This window comes from Streptomyces sp. TOM-9, assembly GCF_056858595.1.
This window is the reverse complement of sequence record NZ_JBXEQB010000001.1, coordinates 7,492,327-7,512,817: the sequence shown is the minus strand read 5'-3', so window position 1 is coordinate 7,512,817 and position 20,491 is coordinate 7,492,327. Positions and strand designations below refer to the sequence as shown.

Genomic DNA, 20,491 nt, shown 5'->3' with positions numbered 1-20,491 from the left:
ACATGTCGGGAAGAGGGCCGGGTACCTCACGCCGCGGGCGCCGGACGAGAACGACGAGCCCACCCGCCTTCCGGAAGAGAAAAGAACCATGCAGCAGAAGAACAGGCCCTTCGAACTCGGCGATGTCCGGATGCATACGCGCGAACTCGCCGACGGCGTGTACGCGGTCATGGCGGCGGATGTCGACGACACCGACCACACCGCCACCAACGCCGGGTTCGCCGTCGGCGATTCGGGAGTGCTGGTGGTCGAGTCGCTGAGCAACGGCCGTTTGGCGTCCCAGGTCATCGGCGCGGTGCGTACGGTGACCCCGCTGCCCATTCGGTTCCTGGTCAACACCAGTTTCCACGGTGACCATTGCTTCGGGAACTTCGCCTTCCCGTCGCAGACGGTGATCATCCACCATGAGGCGACCAAGCGTGTGATCGACGAGCGCTTCGAGCAGGACCGCGCCTTCATGATCGACTTGCTCGGCCCGAACGCCGGCATCGAGGAGGTGGTGGCCCGCTCCGCGGACGTCGCGGTGTCCGGGCCGTGCTCCCTGGACCTGGGAGGCAAGTACGTGGACATCGACCACATCGGCTTCGCCCAGACCGACGGCGACCTGGTCGTCCGCATGCGCGAGGACAACATCGTCTTCGTCGGGAACATGCTGCAGGCGCCGCCCCCGGCATTCCCGTGGCTGCTGGAGGGGCGGGCGGACGAGGCGCTCGTCACCTACCGGCGTATTCACGACGTCCTCGACGACGGCACCCTGATCGTGCCGGGCCACGGCCGCACCATGCGCCGCGCGGACATCCTGCACTCGATCGCCTACCTCGAGGAGCTGACCGGCCTGGCACGGGACGCCCAGGACAAGGGGCTGTCGGCCGACCAGGCACGCGAAGCACTCGAGATGAAAGAGTACAGCGACTACAGCATGTACGAATCCATCCACCGACAGGTCAACGTCCCTGCAGTGCTGAACGCCCGATGAGCAGCGTGCGCGGGAAGCTCGGCACCTGACGGGCACTCGCCCGGCCGTAACCCGCAGCGGCGACCACGAACCGGTCGACCGCCGACTGGCCGCCAAGGCGCCGGGAATTGAGCAGCAGACTCGGGGGTGGGCGCGTCCTGTCCGGCAGGGTGAACAGCGGCTGCTGGATGGGGGCGAGCACCTCCGCGAGAGCCGCGACGGGCAAGGGGTGGCGAGCGGCGGCCGAGCGGGGTACGTGACGCCACCGACGCGCGCGCACGCTGCTCGACGCGTGCGCGGCCTCGGCACGATCCGGGCCGACTGCGCTGCAACAGAACAGGGCCCTGTCCCCTGTTGCGAGTGGCAACGGCCGGGGTCAGCCAAACAGACCACCTATACCCCAGGGACACCCGGCCTGGGTGCCTCACGGGATAAGATCCGGCGAACCGGATTTCGTCGTGGTCTCAAGGACAATGGCAGCAGGTCGGCAAAGCAAAGGAAATACCTTTGCGGTGCGATACCGCTCCAAGAATGGCCGCAATATGCTCATCCCGTAGTTGGTCGGAGTCCTGACCTGGCAGTACGGCCCAGCTGGCCGGAAAGCCGCGTGGCATGGCTGTCCGGATTTCGCCCACGCTGCCGTCAGGCGCGAAATCAATTCAGGATACCGGGTGGACCGATCCCCGGCGTGGGATCCACTCTGCCCGTGACTCCTCCACCCCGTAAACGGGGTGGCTTCTCGCTATGCCGGTTGGGCTTCGCGACGGACCAGCCCGGCCCGTAGAACGTTGATCGCGCCCACCGTGTCAGCGTGCGCGGTGTGGCCGCACGAGACACAGTGAAACTTCTCCTGTGTGGGCCGGTTCTCCGCGCTGGTATGTCCGCATTGCGGGCACTGGCGCGAGGTGTTACGGGGGTCCACGGCGATCACTTCCCGTCCGGCGCTTTCAGCCTTAGCGTGCAGGATCGTCAGGAACACCCCCCATCCGGCATCCGAGATCGAGCGGTTGAGTGCGGTCTTCGCCACCGCGCCGCCTGGCAGGAACGCGCCCGGCTTGTCGGGGTCGGGCTTGGGCCTGGCGGCGCGGACCATGTTGCGGATCTTAAGATCTTCGTGCGCGATGAAGTCGTGCTCACGGACCAGCGTGAGGGCGGTCTTGTGTGCGTGGTCCAGCCGCTGGCGGCGGACCTTGCCATGCAGCTTGGCGACCTTCTCCACCGCGCGGCGGTGGTTGGCCGTGCGCTTGTCCCGGCGTACACGCGGGAACTTCGCCAGGGCCTGCTGCGCGACTTGGAGCTTCGCCGCGTTGGCACGGCCGTGGCGCGGGTTGGGGACGAATCCGCCGCCCGAGTCGGCGAGGAAGTTGGCTACGCCCAGGTCGATGCCGACCGCACTGCCCGTCGCGGGCAGCGGCTCGGGCTGGTCCTGTTCCGCAGTCAGCACGACGAACCACTTACGGCCCTCGCGCTTGACGCTGACCGTCTTGACTTTCCCGACCACCGGCCGGTGCTGATGCACCTTGACGTGCCCGACACCTTGGAAGCGGACGCGGGTGACCGGGTCGTGCGGCGTACTGCCCCAGCGGCAGCCGTCCCCATCCTTGGGGAAGTCGACCGTATCGAACCAGTTCACCCCTCGAAAGCGGGGATATCCGGGCGCCTGGCCGGCCTTGATGCGGCGGAAGAACGCGGCGAACGCCTTGTCCAGTCGGCGTAGGGTGGCCTGCTGCGAGGAGAACGACCAGCGGCCCTGACACTCCGCGTCGAATGCCCGGATGTCCTTGAGCTGCGCGGACTGCATTCCGTACGTGACGCTCGTCTTCGACACGTGCCGGTAGGCGTCGCGGCGTTCTTGTAACGCGCCGTTGTAGAGCGAGCAGTGATCCTGCAACATCTCGGAGAGGGCCTGGTCCTGACGGACGGTGGGCCTCATGAGGAACTTGTACGCACGGATCATCAGCCCACCCCCTTCGGTGCGAGTCGACCTCGACTCTAACATTGGTTCATGTCACCACGCTGGGAACCAAACCCCGATGTACGGCGCGGCCGCCACGTCGTCTACCACCTGCACGCACACTTGGTGTTTGTCACCAAATACCGGCGGTCCGTCTTCAACGACGCCATGCTGACGCGCTGCGAAGAAATCATGCGGAAGGTGTGCGAGGACTTCGAGGCCGACCTGATCGAGTTCAACGGCGGAGAGGATCACGTGCACCTGTTGGTGCACTACCCGCCGAAGGTCGCACTTTCCAACCTGGTCAACTCCCTCAAAGGCGTCTCCTCGCGCCGCCTGCGGCAGGAGTACACCGGCCATGCCAACCAGGCGATCATGCACGGCCGCTTCTGGTCCGGCTCCTACTTCGCCGGCTCATGCGGTGGAGCGCCCCTCCAGGAGGTCAAGGACTACATCGACAACCAGAAGCGGCCCGACTGAGCGCGGGCCACTGGCGGAGCGTTCCGGAGCGATGCTGCGGCGCTCCGCGCCGCAGGGCTCAGGATCGGATTCCCTCGCCGCCTGAAGGCGGGGATTCCCTCCGAAGAAGAGGGATGGGAGGTCCCTCAGCGTGCCACACGACACGCACACGCAACATTCATCCACCGAAGAACCCCAACAAGGAAGTCGCGGTATCCGTATACCCACTGCGGTCGTTGTCGTCCTGGTCGCATCGGTCCTGGGAATCGCGTTCGCCTCGCGCATCCGGATCGACATCCACATCGCGGCACCGACACTGCCGGCCCTGATAGCGGCGGAGCTGATCCGCAGGGTCGTCCGTTCCTTCATCTCGTCCAAGGACCGGTAGGCGCAAGAAAGCACGAGTCGGCGCAGCGGCCACGCCCGCTGCGCCCGACAGGCGTCCGTCGGAGGTCCCACGGTCGTCCGACAGAATGACCCCGTGACCCCCGAATCCGGACCCCACCGCCGTGCCGCAGACCCGTTCCGGACCCGGCTGACGGCAGCCACGGCCGCGGTGATCACCGTCGGTGCGGGGCTGGGGCTCCGGGCCGTGGCGGAGGGGAGCGTGGCCAAGTACGGCGGAGACGCGCTCTACACCGTCCTGCTCGTCACCCTCGTCGTTCTGGCGGCGCCCCGGGTGACGCCCCTGATGGCGGCCGGCAGCGCCCTGGCCGCCAGTTGGGTGATCGAGTTCCTGCAGCTCAGCGACGTGCCCGCGGAGCTCGCCCAACGCAGCCTCGTCGCCCGTCTCGTGCTCGGCTCCACCTTCAATCCGCCGGACCTGCTCTGGTACGCCTTCGGCGCGGCGGCGGGCTGGCTCGTCCACACCGCGGTGTGCTCCTTTCTGGCACGCCGGCGAACGGTGCACCGCTGACCCTGTCCCCGCCAACCCGGTTCAGCGCGCGGCGAGCCGTAGCGCCATCTCCCGGGCGGAGGAGGGCAGTCCGCGGACGGGCTCCCCGTACTGCGGGTGTGCCTGGTCGAGCGTGGGGATCAGGGAGCGGGACCGTTCCTCGGGTACGCGTTCCAGGACCGTCGTGCCCGTCTCCGCCTCCAGGGCCGGGGCGTAGCCTGCCGTGCGCAGGGCGGCGAGGGTCTCGTCCGGGGGCGCCGTGGAGATCAGCACTGTCGGCGCGATCCGTCGCAGGCCCAGCTTGGCAAGGCCGCGCGTCTGCGCGACCTCCGCGATCAGCGTCGTGTCGTCGGAACGGATGCAGCACGCCGAACGCACGACCCGCAACCGCCCGTGGCTGCGGGCGACGTCCTTGACCGTGTACGTCAGCGGTTGCGGCAGTTCCGTTCCCGGTCGGCAGACGGCGGTGAGGCGTTCGAGGATCCCGTCGGCGTCCCATCCCGCGTCGAAGGCCCGGCGCAGGGAGGCGGGCGTGATGCGCCAGACCACGGCGTGCCCCTCGGACTCGATGTCGCCGACCGCCGACAGCAGCGCCGCCAGATCGGGGGCGGGCGCGCCGGTGACCGTGGACGTGGAGTCGGCCTGGAACCGGGCCGTGGTGCTCGGCGCCGGCAGCATCGAGCGCAGGGCCTCGCGCAGCGCGGCCACCGCCGTGGCCAGGGCAGGGCGCTCGGCCAGGCCCTCCCCGAGCCGGTCGGCGCCCTCGGCCGCCGGGTCGGCGTCCGCGCCGGGCACGGCCGGGTAGTGGCGGGCGGCCCCGGCGCCGAGCACTCCGGCGACCGCGCGGCCGGCTTCGGTGAGCGCGCCGTGGGCCACCAGGCCGAGCAGCTCCGCCTCCGCCAAGGTGGCCTCGAGCCGCCCTTCCAGGTCCTCGTCCTCGTAGGGCGCGATCAGCACCGGCCGGAACCAGACGGCGCGCTCCAGCAGTTCGTCGCGTCCTTCTCCCCCGGCGGTCAGCCCGTACCCGTCCGGCAACGTGGCCAGCGCCTGCAGCACGCCGTGCCGGAGCGGCGCCGCGTACGGGTCCTGGGGGCTGATGAGCGCGACCGGGGTCTCGCCCTCGTCCGGCCAGTACGTGAACACCTCCGGTACCACGGCCCAGGCGGCCGTCAGCGGCAGCAGCTTCCCGGCGGGTGTGGCCGCGGCCCAGGCGTCGTAGCGCTCGCTTGGCAGCAGCCGCGCCGGTTGCGGCGGAGCGGCGGGGCGTCGGCGCCCCCGGCCGCGAGCGGCGGGTTCCGCCTTCTCACTCTGGGGGGCGGCAAGGCCCGCGTTCACCGCCAGGTCGAGCCACAGCCGGGTGTGTGCCTCGCTCGTCCCGGCCGCCTTGGCCAGTCTCCTGGTGTCGCGCACCGCGATCCCGCCGGCCTTCCGTACCGCCACCGGTCGCGCGGCCAGTTCCCGCAGCACCAGTTCCGCCCGCCACGCGGCGGCTCCCGCCGCCACCGCGCCCTGGGCCGCCCAGTCCGGGGGCAGCCGGGTGACGCACGTCAGCGGTTCCGGGTCCAGGCTCGGCGTGGGCGCGGGCTGATCCGCGCGCAGTGCGTGACCGACCTCGTACGGCAGTTCCACCAGATCAGGCCCTACCGGGACCACCATGCCGTGTTGGGCGAGCCAGTCGGTGCCCTCGTCCCCGCTGCCGCCCTCCCGGAACGTGTACTTGCGGTCCGGTCCCGCGTAGTCGCCGAACCGGGACACGAAGCAGTGCGTGCGCAGCAGCGGGGGTCCCTGCAGCATGTGGTCGAGCAGTTCGTGAGCCGCCGCCGGGGCGGTGGCCACCAGCTCCCGCACCCGGCCGGGGTCCGCCAGCAGTGCGCCGACCGCCGCCTGTGCGTCCGCGCGGGTGCGCTGCTCGATGCCGAGGGCGGCGGCGATCCGTTTGATCTCGGGCGCGTTGTACGCCTGGGTGAGCAGCAGGTCGGCCGGCCTGCCGTAGCCGTCCATCCGGGCCGCCGACGTGTGCAGCAACGACGGCAGCGCCAGCCGGCCGCGCGGCGCGGGGAGCACCAGCGCCCGCTCCCGCAGCCGTTGCAGTGCTTCCGCGGTCCTCTCACGTGGTGTGCCGCCCTGCTCCAGCCAGTCCAGCACGTCCGCCTCGGGCACCAGCCGGGTGTAGGGGTCCACCGGCGGCGGCGCCGGGCGCCAGGCGGACGCGTGCTGCTCCGCCTCGGGCACCGGACCGTACGTCTCCAGGGCCCGGGCCGCCAAGCACGCCAGCAACTGCGCCTCCCCGCTCGTCCCCGCGGCGACGGCGCGCTCCACGGAGTCGTCGGTGAGGAGGTGCTCCGCCAGTTGCCGGAAGGTGGTGACCGGCGCATAGCCCGCGGCACGCGGCAGTTCGCGCTCTTCCAGCAGGGCGGTCAGGGGCTCGGCGGAGAGCCCGGCGAGCCACTGTTCCAGGGCAGTACGTGCATGCACCCGCCTGAGCCTAGAACAGTCCGAGTCCCCTGATGAAACCCTCTCGCGATGTGCTTCGGCTGGGGAGGCGCCGTCCCGTCGGGAACGAGGGCGGCCTCATGACACGGCATGCCGCCGTGTCATGGGGCCGCGGCCCGCTAGGAGGCGGGTCAGAAGCCCAGGCTCCAGGTGTCGAGGTAGCCGGGGAGGACGATGAAGTTGCCCGGGGTGTTGTCCCTGACCCGGAGCTTCCAGGTGCCGTTGGCCGGGACGGCGGAGGCGTCGACGGTGAACGTCTGGTGCAGTTCGGGGATCGCGACGGGGCCCTGCGACCAGCCCTTGACCGGGATCACCCGGCCGTCCTCACTGACCAGGTCGATGACGTAGAAGCCGACGTGGACGGCGTAGAGGTCGACGGTCACCTTGAGGTCGGCCGGGGCGTTGCCCTTGCGGCCGCTGACGGCGACCGGGCTCTCGATCACCGCCCAGTTGGGGATGTCGTACCGGTTCGGGTTGACGAAGACGTCGCCGCCGGAGGCCAGCACGGTCCACTGGTAGTGGACGGTACGGCAGTTGCCCGCCGCGTCCTTGACGGTGATGGCGGGCCGGTACTCGCCGCCCTTCACCGGGGTCCCGGAGACCAGGCCGGTCCTCGCGTTGATGGACATGCCGCGCGGGAGGCCCTTGGCGGAGTAGGTGAGAGGGCCTGGGCGGGAGCTCTGTGCCTGGATCTGCCACGTGACCTGCTGGCCGGTCGCCGTCCGCCGCGGGTTGGTGCTGTCGATCGCGAGGTGGTCGACGAAGCGGTACCCGACCTTGACCGCGGCCCAGGCGTTGCCGACGGCCTCGTACTTCTTGCTGCCCATGCCGTAGAGGTCGGCGGCTGCCTGGAGCGTGGCGGTGCGCGCACCGGCGAAGTCCGTGGTGCTGGTCATATAGACGGTCAGCGCGCGGTACCAGATGTCGGTGGCCGACTCGCGGCCGATGCCGGATACCGCCTTGCCGTCGAACGTCGGGCTGTCGTAGCGGACGCCGTTGATCGCCTTCTTGCCGCTGCCCTCGGAGAGCAGGTAGAAGAAGTGGTTCGCCGGGCCCGAACTCTGGTGCGGGTCGAGGTACTTGGTGCCGTTGGTCCAGTAGTCCTGCGACCCCCCGTAGCCCACGTCGTCCTTGGACGGCTGGTCCATGTAGCGCAGCGGTACGCCGGTGCCGTAGACGTCGACCTTCTCGGCGATGAGGTAGTCCGGCACGTCCTTGGGGCTGTTGGTGAAGAACTCCACCGCGGTGCCCATGATGTCGCTGGTGGCCTCGTTCAGTCCGCCGGACTCGCCGCTGTAGATCAGGCCCGCGGTGGCCGAGGTGATGCCGTGCGTCATCTCGTGGCCCGCGATGTCCAGGGCCGTCAGCGGCCGCTGGTTGTCCTCGCCGTCCCCGTAGTTCATGCAGAAGCACTCGTCGTCCCAGTACGCGTTGACGTACCCGTCGCCGACGTGGACGTACGAGCGTGCTCCGACGCCGTTGTCCGCGATGCCGTCGCGGCCGTAGCGGGAGTGGAAGAAGTCCCAGGTCTGCTGGGCGCCGTAGGCGGCGTCCACGGCGGCCGTCTGGAGGTCGGCCGGTGTGCCGTCGCCCCAGACGTCGTCGTCGTCCGTCATGACCTGCCGGGTGTCGTAGTCGTAGGTCTCGTGGTTGCCGCGTGCGGCGTCCACCAGCTCGAAGACGTCGCCGTTGCGGACGGAGCCGATCTGCACGGTGCCGTTGTGCTGGCCGTTGCCGGTGCCGGAGTGGATCTGCTCGACGTTCGCGAGCTGTTTGCCGGTCTTCGCGTCGGTCACGACCTGGAGGCGGCTGGGGGTGCCGTCCTTCTGGACGCCGGTGACGACGGACTCCCAGGCCAGGGTCGGCGCGCCGGTCGCCGCCCAGACCACCAGGCGCGGCGCGCGGTCCACCGCGAGCTTGCGGGTCTCCTCCCGGCCGGCGATGTCCAGGGCCGCCTTCCGTGCCTTCGCCGCCGCGAGCGCCGGCTGGGTCGTCGGCACCGTGAGCTTCGGGCCGTAAGCCTTGGTGACCGTCCGGGCACCGGCCCGCTCGTGCACCACCAGGTCGCCGCCGAGGACGGGGAGACCGGCGAAGGTCCGCTCGTACCGCGTATGGACGGTACCGTCGGCGTCCTTGACGACGTCCCTCGGTATCAGCTTCTCCTCGTCGCCGAGCCTCAGCGATTCGGCCGTACCCGCGCTCGTACCGGCGGCGGCCTTGAGCATCTGCCCGCGCTGCGCGGCGGTGAGCGGGACCGTTCGCGCCCCGGGCACGGAGGACGCCATGGTCCCCTGCGGGCTCTCCTGCGCGCCCGCCGAGGCGAGGGGCAGGACGGACGCGATCAGCGTCGCCATGGTGACGGTCGCGGTCGCCACGGCACGTCTGCGCCCTGACGACCGGGCTGTGGATGGCGTGGACCGGGTGGCGCGGAAGGTGCTCGTCACTCCTGAGGCTCCTTGTGAGTGGGGGCGATGCGCGGACGGTGGGGACGTGGCTGCGTCGGAGCCGCCCTCGCCCCCTGAAGTGGCCCGAACACAGCCCCAGATGCTTGCAGCGGCCGGTCCCGGTGTCACGAGTGCGGAGATCATTGTCCGGATTCCGGAGAAGCGCTCGCCGTGGTGTCACAAAGCGGGGCCCTACCTGGTCTGTTAGACCTCGCAGGGATCCGGGCGTGGTGGTCGGCGACGCCCGGCCGCCCGCTCCGGACATCGGCTGCCGCGTACTCCGGGCTCGCACCACGAAGGCACCGTCGGTGCGCTGACCTACCGTCATCGCAGGTCAGCCGGACGCTGCCCGCTGCCCACAAGCGCCCCTCCGGACCGGTGGCGGTACCCGGCGGTCAAGGGAAGCCTCGTCGCCGGCCGCCCCGCCGCGCCGCGACGCCGCCGTGGGCCCGCATGGGGGGCGAGTCGCCTCGCGCCACGAGAGGGCAGGACGGTTTCCAGCCAATGTGGCCGCCGGACGACGTTGCCGCACGCGACGCGACACCCCGGCCGCGGCCTCTGGACATCGCGCCGGGTACTGTGCGAGCATCACCGCCGGTCAGGTGCACGGCACTTGGCCCGCCTGAGCTCGCCGCTTCCGCGGCCCGCAGATCTCCCTGCCGGCAGGTAAGGGGGTCCCTTTCAGAGGAGACCCTTTTGCCTGATGCCCCTCGTCCCGCCCGCCCGACGCAGTGGCCGTTCTACCTGCGCGCGGTCGTGGACATCGCCTTCCCCGCCCACACGCTCCGCGTCATGCCCACCGCCGGACGGCCGGGCCGACCGGGCCCGGCGTACCCGTTCCCCGGCGGGACGATCCACATCGTCACCGCCTTCAATCCCGGGGGACGCGACGCCACCGCGCAGGCCAACCTCCGTGCGCACCACGCACTGCTGCACCGCATCGGCGTCGCTGGGCTGCCCTGGCGGCCCGCCATCGGCGGCGACCCTTCAGGCGCCCACGCCGAACCCGGCGCGGCCGTGGTCGGCATGGACGACGCGCAGGCCCGCGCGATGGGCCGCCGCTTCGGCCAGGACGCCGTCTTCGCCTGGTCGCCCTCGTCGTGGCGGCTGCTCTCCTGCGCCGACCCGGAGCAGGACATGGCCGCCGCCGACTGGCACGCCGCCCTCCTCGGGCCGCACGCCCACCCGACGGCGCCGCTGCCCGCAGGCTCCGGGCCCTCCCACCTCCGGCCTGACGACTGTATTCTGCATACCAACACGGAGAGCTCGGAGGCGACATGGCAGACCTGGACCCCGAAGTAGTGCTGGGTATGACGGCCCAGGCACCCGACGGCGTAGTGATCATCGACAGCGAAGGACTCATCCGCTACTGGAATCACGGAGCGGAGCGCATTTTCGGGTTCTCCGCCGCCGAGGTTGACGGCCGCAGCCTGGACGTGATCATCCCGGAACGGCACCGGCAGCGGCACTGGGACGGTTTCGACAAGTCCATGGCCAGCGGCACCACCAAGTACGGGGACGACGACCTCCTGACCGTCCCCGCGGTGGGCGCGGGCGGCCGGAAGCTGTCGATCGAGTTCAGCGTGGTGCTGCTAAACAACGCCGAGGGGCGCCCCGGTTACGTCGGCGCGGTGATCCGTGACGTCTCCGAGCGGCGCGCCAAAGAGAAGGAGCTGTACCGCCAGGTGGCAGCCGCCAAGGCGGACCAGACGACGGGGACCTGACCTCCGCCGTCCGCGAACGCGGCGCCCCCGTCGGCATCGAACGGGGTCACCGGGATCGCCACGACGTCGGCGTGTGCCACCGACTGCTCCCCGAATGACATTCGGTTGTCCTTCAGCTCGGTCGAGCTGGGGTTCCGGGGGTATGGGAGTTTCCAGGGTGTTGGGGGTGCGTGCGCGCCCGGGCGACGAAGCTCGCGATGTGCTCGTGCAGCAGGGCGGCCACGCCCTCCGGCTCGCCGTCCGCCGCCCGGGCGAGGATGGCTCGGTGCTCGCGGGCCTCCTGCTCCCCAGGGCTGCCTGATCACGGACGTCGTCGAGCATCTGGGCCAGCAGCGGGTTCCCGCACCGTGCACACGGTCACGCCCTTGCACTGGTTCACCACGCCGAGCCCGGTACCCGCGTGGGTCTTCAGCGCCTCCCGCACGGGCGTCTTGGACACCCCGAACCGCGTGGCCATCTCGGCCTCCACGAGCGCCTGTCCGGGCTTCAGCTGTCCGCAGATCATGGAACGCCTCCAACTCGGACGCGCCCGTCGCATGCCCGCCCCCCCCGCCGTCGGCCACCTCGTCACCACCCGCCTCGGTGGACAGAACACAGCGGCATGACCACCGAAGAAATCACAGCCACGACCAACACCGACGGCGCCATCTACCAGTAGAAGGAAGGCCGCCGGGAAGCCGCAGGATATGTCCTCGCCCCGGGCAACACCCACAAGGACGCCCTGGGCCAAGCTCACCGAGACGAAGCACTTGGCCTGGACCCACGGACTTGGCCACCACGCGAGGCGCGCGGCTGGGAAACTCCAGCCGATCACACGCTGAGCTCTTGCCCACGATCAGTTGATCACTCGTGTAGCAACGACGACCCCTGGAAGCCAGCCCAGCGCCGGGCGGAGGCTGGGGCTGCAAGCCCGTTACCATCGGGGCCGCTGGTCAGACCCGCGGGAATCACTCGCCCATGCCGGTCGCGCCGCCATGAGGCCCCCGGCCGAATAGCATCGGCGGGGGCCTCATGCGCAATCCGGGCGCTTCCCTACAGAGGGATATCCTCCATCGAGAAGATCAAAATATGTTCATTCTGGCCAGCCTCCACATCACCAACCAAGGCGGGCTCGTCGGAGCGGTCAAGAACGAATGTAACTCGCGCAGTCAGCTTCGCATCGTCCATCAATGATTCGGATGCCGATACGACTGCCTCCAGCGCGCCCGAACCTTTGATATCGCGTGCCGCGTGAAGCGCAAAGCAGGCATAGGAAACGGCTCGCCGAAGCAGGCGCTCCTCTGCACCAGCCACCGGCGCAATATCCCAGTCGGGAACACCCAAGCCGTTAACCGAGGCCTCATACCCAGTCAGATCTGTAAAACTCGATCTCGACCCGTTGTATCCGCCGAGTAGAGCCTTCAGCAGATAGGCACCCGTTTCATCAACGGTCCAGCCTCGCTGGATCAACTCGTGCAGCGACTCAGGAACATCATCCCAGTTCGCCAGCTGTAGCGGCGACGAGGAAAGCCGGCTCCTCATGCGCTCGTTCATGCGAATCATGACTCTCCCAACCAGTTCAAACCCTTCTTAATGCCCGCCTGGAAACCCCTATTCGAGGCCAGCTGGCGCGCCAGTCGCGGAGGAAGGCCCGTGAAGCCTCCATTTTCAAAGTCCCACTGGTACTTTACCGTCGGGTTACTTACGTCCTGGAAGTGCATCTGACCAGGGCGCACGCCGGGGTTCGGATTCTCCACGTCGATCCGATGCGGCCCTACATTCCAAGCGGTCTGGCTCGTAATCTGGGTGCCATTCTCGCCGATCATACCCGTACCCTGGGCAGGTTCGGGGCGAATAGCGTCCGGGTACAGCGAGTCATTGCCCGCGATACGCGCGTTCACCGACTCCGGGCTGTACGGGTCAGCCGGATTGAACGGCGAGGAGGTATAACCTTCACGCTGACCGTCCCCGCAGTTGTGCACCAAAATCGGTGCGGCACCCGCGAGCACATAGTACGTGTGGAGGTCGGAGACCGTCAGGTTGTTGACGGCGGCCTGCTGGACCGTCCAGCGCTCGATCGACGTGATCTGGACGTACGTGCCGGCGCTGGTCCGCAGCCACTGGCCCGACTTCAGGTCGGTGGCCTTGATCCATTCACCGAGCTCGGCGACCCAGAAGGGATGGCCGTCGGTCGCGGTGACCTGGGCCGTCTTGGTGCCGTGCTTGCCGTCGATGTCGATGCTGACCTTGACCAGGTGCTTGAGGCCCTGGCCCTTGATCTCGGCGGTGACCGTCTCGATCCGGGTCTCCCCGGACTCGGGATCGGTCGAGACGACCTTGTCGCCCACCTTGATCTTCTCGATCGCCTTGGTGGAGCCGTCGGCCATCAGCACCTTCGTGCCCGGCACGAAGCTGTTGCAGGTTCCGCCCTCCCCGGCCTTGCCGGAGCCGCCGCTGCCGCTCGTACCACCGTTGCTACGGGAGGAGCCGCCGGACTTGCCGCCGCCACCGCCGCCGCCGGACTTGCCGCCGCCGCCCTTGCCTCCGCTGGAGTGCGAGGAGGACTTGGGTGCGGCCTTGGCCTGGGACTGCTTCTGAGCGGGGTTGCCCGTCTTCCGCTTCGCGGCGGCCGCTGCGTCGGCTCTTCTCTTTGCGGCCTCGGCGGCCTTCTTCTTGGCCCTTTGCGCGGCCTCCTTCTTCGCCTTCTCGATGGCCAGCTTCTTGGCCCGTAGCGCGGCCGACTCGGCGGCCTTGGCCGCCTTGAGCACCGCCTCGGCGGCCCGCTTCGCGACCTTGAACGCCTTGATGGCGTCGATGGTGCGGTTGACCGCCTTGATCACGGCCGGGATCTTCCCGAGCTTGGCCCAGGGGATGGCGTCGATCGCGATGCTGACGCAGGACCACATGTCGCCGCCGAAGCAGGCTATGGCGTCGTTGATACCGATGAAGTCCTTCAGCGTCTCCCACGCGACCGCCAGGATGACGGAGGTGAGGGACCTGCCCTGCATCGACTGCGCCTGCGCGACCTGCGCCGCGGACAGACCCGCGCCGGCGAGGGCCGCGGCCTTCTCCGAAGCGGTCAGGACGATCGACTCACCGCTCGGGTCGGAGTACGTGACCGGGTTGTTCTGCGCGTACGCGTACCCGTTGGACTGCAGTGGGTCATTCAGGTCGAGCACCGGGTCGAGTGACAGGAAGCGTCCGACCACCGGGTCGTACAGACGGACGCCGAGCGGCTGGTAGCCAGAAGCGTCGTCCGTGGTCTGGCCCAGGAACCCCTTGTGGTTCTGCAGGCCGGCACCGGCGCTTCCGCGCTCGTTGCCGAACGGGTCCTGCTTGCGGATGCGCACCTTCATGGTGCCGCTGAGGACGACCTCCGTGTAGGCGCTGCCCTGGTGGTCCGTGGTCTGGGCGACCAGGACGTCCGCGCCGGTGCCGTAGGCGTAGCGCATGACCGCGCCGCCGGGCGCCGAGTAGGTGCGCTGGGAGCTGACCAGGACACCGCCCTTCTGGACGGTGACCTCGGCCTCGCCCAGGTGCAGCGTGGCCTGCTTGCCCTGGATGGTGAGCAGGCGGGACCCGTCGGGGCCGTAGATGTGACGGGTGTCGTTCTGCGGCTCCCACAGCTGCGCCGCGGAGGAACCGTCACACGTCGCCAGCACGACCGGGGTCGAGTTGGCGTTGACGGCGCCCTGGACCGCGAGGCACAGGCTTGGAGTGCCGGCCAGCATGAGCTGCCCGACGGCGTTGCGTTGCAGCTCCTGCAGGGCGGAACCGTCGCACTTGCGGATCTGGACCGCGGACCCCACCGACGCCGCAGCGGGCTGGAGGCACCAGGTGTCCTGCGTCGAGAGCGTGCCCCGGTTGGAGTTGGTCTGCCCCGGCGTGGCGGTGAACTTGAACTTCTGCGCCCCCGAGGAGTTGCAGGAGTAGAGCTGGATCACCTGGTTGGCCGACGGAAGACCGCCCTTGAGGTCGAGGCACTTCTGCCCGAGACCCACGTACGAGGTCTTGCCGCCCGAGCCCTGGCCGGTGATCCGGTCGACCTGGCCGTCGTAGGTCCAGGTCAAGTCCTGCTTGTCACCGTTCTGGACCGAGGTGACCGACTTCGTCTCGCCGGTCAGCTCGTACAGACGCGTGGCCTCGGCCGTGACCTGCGCACCCGCGGGGGTCTTGTAGGTCTTCGACACCTTGGTCAGCGTGTGCGGCTGGTCCTTGGCGGCGTTCTTGCCGTACGCGTACGTGCTGACGGCGTTCTTGGTGGTGTCACCGGCGAGGTCGTTCTCGGTCAGCTTGGTGCGGTTGCCGAGCAGGTCGTACTCGTACTCCTGCCAGTAGCCGGAGCCGTCCGCGCCCGCGGCGACCCGGAGCGTGCCGTCCGCGTTCTTGTTGAGCGAGCCGTCCGGGTTCCTCGGGTTGACGCAGGTCGTCTGGTCCTTGGCGGTCCAGGCCGACTTCAGCTGGCCCAGCGGGTCGTAGACGAAGCACTGGCGCTCCGCGATCCCGTCGGACTTCTCCTGGATCGACGTGACGTTACCGGCCGGGTCGTAGGTGTACGCCCGGTTGGACACCAGGTTTCCGCCGACGACGGCCTTGTCGTCCGTCTTCTCACGGTAGACCGACTGCTCCGTGAGCTCGCCGCTGCCCTCGTCGAACGAGCTTTGCGTCCACACGCGGTACGGCTGGGCACCGAGCGTGGAGCGGAGCACCTGGCCGTAGGCGTCGTAGGCCGTCTCGGAGCCGTACCAGTCCTTGCCGGAGATCGAGAGCGGCTTGCCGTCCTTGTTGTAGCGGACGACCAGCTTCTCCGCCTCGAAGTTGCCCACCGCCGGAACGGTGGACTCGTCCAGCATGCCGTTGCTGTTGTACGTGTAGTCGTACCTGTATTCCTTCTTCAGACCCCAGGTGTCGACGATGGACTGCGGCAGGGACAGTGTGGTCGAGGTCGGCTGGTAGTCCTTCGTGTAGCCGTTGACCGTCTGCGTGTACGCGAGGCCGTCGGTGTAGCGGGTGGCGGTGGCGGGCATGCCCTTGCCGCCCGTGGCGGAGTCGTACGTGAACTCTGAGAGCAGAGTTCCGGCGGCGTCGTTGAGGCGCTGCTGCTTCGGCCGCGATAGCTCGTCGTAGCTGTTCCAGACCTTGACGCCTCGGTCGTTCGTGGCTGTCTGAAGCCGGCCGAAAGCGTCGTACGTCGTACGGGCCGTGCCCGAATCAGGGTCGGTCGCCGTCTCCATCTGACCGTTGTGGTTGTACGTCCACGACCACGGGTGCGTCTCGTCCGCCGAAGCGGTCGCCTTCTTGACCTGGCCGTGCACGTCGTACTGGTAGCGCGTCGACGTGAACCCGCCCGGGGCCGCCGGGTTGAAGGTGTCCGTCCGGACGGTACGGCCGGTCGCGTCGGTCCAGACGCGGTAGGACGAGTCGCCCTCCGGCTGGATGACCTTCGACCAGTCCTCGCCGTACTCGTAGCGGACGGCCCGATCCTCGTACGCCTTGGAGAAGGACTCCTTGGTGTCCGGGTCGATCCACTTGAGGTACGGCGTCTCCTTCAGCACGCGGCCGAGACCGTCGTAGGTGTAGCGCGTGATGTTGGGGACGGCCGTGTCGGCGAGCGGGCTGAAGAGCTCGCCCGGCTTCGCCTCCTGGGTCAGGTAGGCGTTGTTGGTCTGGTAGACCTCGCCGGAGTTGTTGTACAGGGTGTCGGTGATCAGCCAGCCGGCGTCGTTGTCGGCCTCCTCCTGCGTCTGCCGCTCTCGGCCGAGGCCGTCGTAGAGGGTGACGGAGGTCTCGATCCGGTCCTCGTAGCCACGCGCGTACGTGGTGACGTACGGAGGCTTGCGGATCTTTATGTTGGCGTCGGTGGGGTCGGTCTCCTCCGCCGGGATCGTGTAGACCGCGCGGAAGTCCGCCACGCCGTTGCCGGGCGTACGTCCCGGGGCCCAGGCCTCGGCGAGCCGGCCCAGCGGGTCGTACACGGCCTCGCTGACTTGGTTGTTGGCGTCGGTCGTCTTGACGGTGACCGAACGGCCCGGCTCCAGTTCCTGGATCTGGCTGTGCCCGAGGACGTTGGTCGTGGTGACCTTGAAGACCTGGCCCGTGGCCGGTCCTATGGAGTCGTAGGCGATCGTGGCGGACTTCGGGGTCTGCTGGGTCAGCTGATCCGCCGGAGTCTGCTTGATCACGCGTCCGACAGAGTCGAACTCCGTCTTGCCGGTGGTCTGGAAGCCGGTGCCGGCGCCGTTGAGCGTCCACGCCTCAGTGGCCAGGCCACGGGTCGAGGAGCCGAGCGCGGTGCCGTAGGCCGTGCCGTCGTAGGCCGTGCGGGTGGCGTTGCTCAGCGAGCCCAGGTCGGCCCAGTCGGCGTTCGCGCAGGTCGTCGGCGAGACCAGGACCTGCTTGGACAGACCGATGAGGTTCTTGTCGGTCCGGTGCAGGTACTCCAGCTTGGTGCAGGACTCGTCACCGGTCTTGGTGGAGTCGGCGTCGCCCAGGGACTCCACCAGGATCGGCAGACCGTAGGTCGCGTCGTACGTCGTGTTCGTCTTGACCGTGCGCAGCGTGCGCGGGTCGTCGGTGTTGGTGCCTGACGACCTGGTGTACGCGATCTCCTCGGGCTCCGTGACCCGCCAGGCCCGCAGCGGGCTCAGGCCGTCGTCGCGGTCGCGCTTGGCGAGCTCGGTGGCCTCGGGCTTGGTGATCGAGCGGGACAGCCAGTCGGAGTCGGCCTTGGTGGAGTCGGTGTACGTGATCTCCTCGGCGATCCGGCCGGCGAACGGCTCCCGGTCCTTGGCGATCTCGGCGCCGGTGATGTCCTTGACGGACACGGTGTCGCCGAGACCCCGGAAGAAGCGGGTGACGGACTTGGAGCGCTGGTTGACGGTGTCCGGGGTGTCCTCGACGACCGGACCCGTCAGGACCGTGGTCTGCTCGACGCCCGCGAACTGCGAGTAGGTGCGCTGGGACTTCTTGGTGAACTCGGCCTCGGCGAGCTTCCAGGCCGGGTTCTTGTACCGGTACTCCGTCCTGGTGGTGAAGTTGCCGTCGATGTTCGGCAGTTCCTCGACGGTGTCCACCACGTACTTGTGGAACCAGTCGACGTCCTCGACCTCGGGGTCGGGGTTCCAGAACGACGGGTAGCAGAGCCGGTCGTTCACCTTGAGCTGGGCCTGCAGCCTGGCCATGGCCGTGGCCCTGTCCTCGCCGGGCTGCTGGTCGAGCACGGGCAGGTTGCCGGAGAGGCAGTCGCCCTCGATCGGCTTGTACGTGACGATGGTCTCGCCGCCGTACTCGTTGACGACGCGGCCGATGCGCAGCCGGGAGAAGCCGGGGCGCGACGGGTGGACCGTCTTGACGCGGTTCGGCATGTCCTCGGCGTTGGGCTCGAACCGCACCGTGTTGAGCTTCACGCTCGCGTCGGTGGAACCCTTGCGGGCGTAGCCGGTGCGCTGGACCGACTCCAGCCACAGGGCCGTGTTCGGGCCGGTCACCAGCCTGGCGAAGCTCTGCTTGAGCTGGTACTCGTCAACGACCTGGCGGGCCGTGGTGGTGGTGAGCCGCTGGGCCGAGGTCGTGATCTTGTCGAGGCGCTTGCGGGTCCAGAAGGACGGACCGGCGTTCCAGCACTTCTTGCCGGCCTCGCAGCGCAGGTCGGCCGGGGTGTCGAACCAGGGCCGGTAGTTGCGCGGGTCCTTCGAGGTGAAGTTGGCTTCGGAGCAGGTGACGTCGTCGACGGTGTAGCAGCGCTCCGCCACCGTGAAGCCGACCCGGGCCGGGGCCTCGGCCGTGAAGATGTTGTTGTTGCGCTGGCCGTAGTAGATGTGGTCGAGCCAGCCGTCACGGTCGTAGGGGACCGGGGCCTTGAAGTTGAAGTTGCGGGCGTAGTAGTTCGGGGCGTCCTTCTTCCACCACAGCGACATGGCGTTGCCGTGGACGTCCTCGATGTAGTCGAGGCCCCAGCGCCAGCCCTGCGTGCACCAGGAGTTCGTCCAGTCGGTGGTCGTGGGGCCCTTGTAGCAGTCCTCGCCCGAGTGGTTGCCGTAGACCGGGACCGTCAGCACCGAGTCGGTGGTCGGGTCGTCGGCGGCGGTGCCGTGGTCCGACCAGCCCGGGAGCTTGTTCTTGCCGAAGTGGTACTTCGTGCCGTCCTTGGTGGTGACGACCCAGTACTCACCGTCCTTGGCGCCGTTGCCGGTGGCCTCGCCCTTGATCACCTGGACGGTGGAGCCGTCGCCGTTGGCCGTGAACCACTTGCCCTCGGTCTTGTCCCAGACCAGCTCGGTGGTCATGCCGCCGAGGGAGAGGGTGGCGTTCTCCGAGCCCCAGCACAGGTCCGCGGTGCGGTGGGTGGCGTTGTTGGAGCCGGCCTTCTTTGAGTCCTGGCGGCAGTTGGCGTACGTGCGGGTGATGGAACCCGCGTTGTAGTCCCAGCCGTCGCCGATCCAGGAGGCCTGGTTGTTCGTCGAGGACGTGCGGCCGTCGACGGACTGCGAGGAGTACGCCAGGTTGACCTTCGGCATCAGGCCGCCGGCGGTCTCCGGGACCTGGATGTCGTACGAGTAGGTGAAGGCGCCCGAGGAGGAGCCGGACGACCAGGAGCCGGAGGACAGCAGCGGCGAGGCCGTGAAGTCACCGGTCGCCGACGAGCCGGTGTCGAGGCCACCGACGGCGGCGCCGCCGTTGGCGGAGACCGCGGGCTGGACGCCCTCCCGGTAGGAGGCCTTGGTCGCCCCGGTGGGGACGAAGCCCTCGTCGACGAGGCTGGAGACCGGGATGGTGCCGCTGAGGATCTTGTGGGTGGGGGCGTTCTTCGCCGTCTTGGCGTTGGTCGGCGCGTCCTTGGCGGGCACGGTCGTCACCGTGCTGCGCAGGCGCTGGAAGTTCTTCTTGCCGTTCTTGACGTTCTTGTCCCCGTCGGAGAGGGACATCGTGCTCGTACCGCCGTCCTCGGCGCAGTCGCCCTCGGTCGGCGAGGAGTACACGCACTCGGGCAGCAGCATCAGACCGAAGCGCTCGACGGCCTGCGGTCCGTAGAGGTCGGCGAAGCCCGCGGTGTCGATGCTGATCGCCACTTCGGCGGCCGGGTCGACGGTGGCCGGCGGGGTGAGCTTCATGATGATGCCCGAGACGCCCGCGTCCTGCGAGGTGGTCTGCGGGGCCACGCCCACGGTCCAGTCGCCGGCGAGGGCGGCGGCGTCACCGCCCTCGGGGACGCCGATGGCGACGGGAAGGTCGTTGCTGACCGGCTCGGTGGTGCCGGGCTCGCTGGTCGCGTCGAGCGTGGCCTGACCGGTGCCGGAGGCCCACGCCGCGGTGGCGGTGGGCGTGTACGAGGTGACCGGGTTCTCCGGTGCGAGGGTCAGGGTCTTGTCGGCCAGCTCGTCGCCCTCGACCTCGGTGGCCTCCGGCAGATCCGGGAGGTCGACCTCGGCGATCGACTTCTCGCGGTTCATGCCGGGCCCGGGAACGGCGAGCGCCTCACTGCCCAGGCTGGTCATGGTCAGTGTCGAGGACAACAGAAGGACGACCCCCGTGCGGCTTCGCCGCCGGCGCCATCGTTGTGACTCCGTCATGGCTGGGCGTCCCCGCCCC

General features: G+C 69.0%; 10 protein-coding genes and 1 pseudogene. 5 read left to right on the top strand and 6 right to left on the bottom strand.

The features are described 5' to 3' along the window. Positions 1 to 88 precede the first annotated feature (88 nt). Positions 89 to 976, top strand: coding sequence for an MBL fold metallo-hydrolase (locus AC1VWI_RS34730; protein WP_499514977.1), 888 nt, complete (start codon positions 89 to 91; stop codon positions 974 to 976). 721 nt (positions 977 to 1,697) lie between these two features. Here AC1VWI_RS34730 and AC1VWI_RS34725 read toward each other — a convergent pair. Next, positions 1,698 to 2,912, bottom strand: a complete 1,215-nt coding sequence (locus AC1VWI_RS34725) for an RNA-guided endonuclease InsQ/TnpB family protein (RefSeq protein WP_499514976.1) — start codon at positions 2,910 to 2,912, stop codon at positions 1,698 to 1,700. Between the two features lie 48 nt (positions 2,913 to 2,960). Between AC1VWI_RS34725 and tnpA the strand changes: the two genes are divergently transcribed. Together tnpA and AC1VWI_RS34715 are read left to right on the top strand one after the other, a co-directional pair. Continuing rightward, positions 2,961 to 3,389, top strand: a complete 429-nt coding sequence (tnpA, locus tag AC1VWI_RS34720; protein ID WP_499514975.1) for an IS200/IS605 family transposase — start codon at positions 2,961 to 2,963, stop codon at positions 3,387 to 3,389. Between the two features lie 460 nt (positions 3,390 to 3,849). After that, on the top strand, positions 3,850 to 4,284 hold the full coding sequence (locus AC1VWI_RS34715; RefSeq protein WP_499514974.1) for a ribosomal maturation YjgA family protein: 435 nt from the start codon (positions 3,850 to 3,852) through the stop codon (positions 4,282 to 4,284). A 21-nt stretch (positions 4,285 to 4,305) separates the two neighbouring features. Here the strand turns inward: AC1VWI_RS34715 and AC1VWI_RS34710 are convergent, their stop codons facing one another. Both AC1VWI_RS34710 and AC1VWI_RS34705 read right to left on the bottom strand, forming a co-directional pair. Beyond that, entirely contained in the window at positions 4,306 to 6,738 is a 2,433-nt protein-coding gene (locus tag AC1VWI_RS34710; protein WP_499514973.1) for a helicase-associated domain-containing protein, read from the bottom strand. Positions 6,739 to 6,887: 149 nt separating this feature from the next. After that, a complete protein-coding gene (locus AC1VWI_RS34705; protein ID WP_499514972.1) occupies positions 6,888 to 9,131 on the bottom strand; it encodes a M4 family metallopeptidase in 2,244 nt (747 codons plus the stop codon). Positions 9,132 to 9,896: 765 nt separating this feature from the next. Between AC1VWI_RS34705 and AC1VWI_RS34700 the strand changes: the two genes are divergently transcribed. Further along, positions 9,897 to 10,502, top strand: a complete 606-nt coding sequence (locus AC1VWI_RS34700) for a DUF3293 domain-containing protein (protein ID WP_499514971.1) — start codon at positions 9,897 to 9,899, stop codon at positions 10,500 to 10,502. Then, complete coding sequence (locus tag AC1VWI_RS34695) at positions 10,478 to 10,924, top strand: PAS domain S-box protein (protein ID WP_499514970.1); 447 nt, start codon at positions 10,478 to 10,480, stop codon at positions 10,922 to 10,924. Before AC1VWI_RS34700 ends, AC1VWI_RS34695 begins: the two co-directional genes overlap by 25 nt. Positions 10,925 to 11,036: 112 nt before the next feature. Here AC1VWI_RS34695 and AC1VWI_RS34690 read toward each other — a convergent pair. The 3 genes and pseudogenes from AC1VWI_RS34690 to AC1VWI_RS34680 all read right to left on the bottom strand — a co-directional run bounded on the left by AC1VWI_RS34690 (position 11,037) and on the right by AC1VWI_RS34680 (position 20,397). Next, positions 11,037 to 11,462, bottom strand: a pseudogene (locus AC1VWI_RS34690) (GntR family transcriptional regulator). A 494-nt stretch (positions 11,463 to 11,956) separates the two neighbouring features. Beyond that, positions 11,957 to 12,457 carry a PM0498 family protein gene (locus AC1VWI_RS34685; RefSeq protein ID WP_499514969.1) on the bottom strand — a complete coding sequence of 167 codons (501 nt, stop codon included), beginning with the start codon at positions 12,455 to 12,457 and terminating at the stop codon, positions 11,957 to 11,959. A gap of 5 nt (positions 12,458 to 12,462) precedes the next feature. Continuing rightward, on the bottom strand, positions 12,463 to 20,397 hold the full coding sequence (locus tag AC1VWI_RS34680) for a polymorphic toxin-type HINT domain-containing protein (RefSeq protein ID WP_499516985.1): 7,935 nt from the start codon (positions 20,395 to 20,397) through the stop codon (positions 12,463 to 12,465). Positions 20,398 to 20,491: the final 94 nt, after the last annotated feature.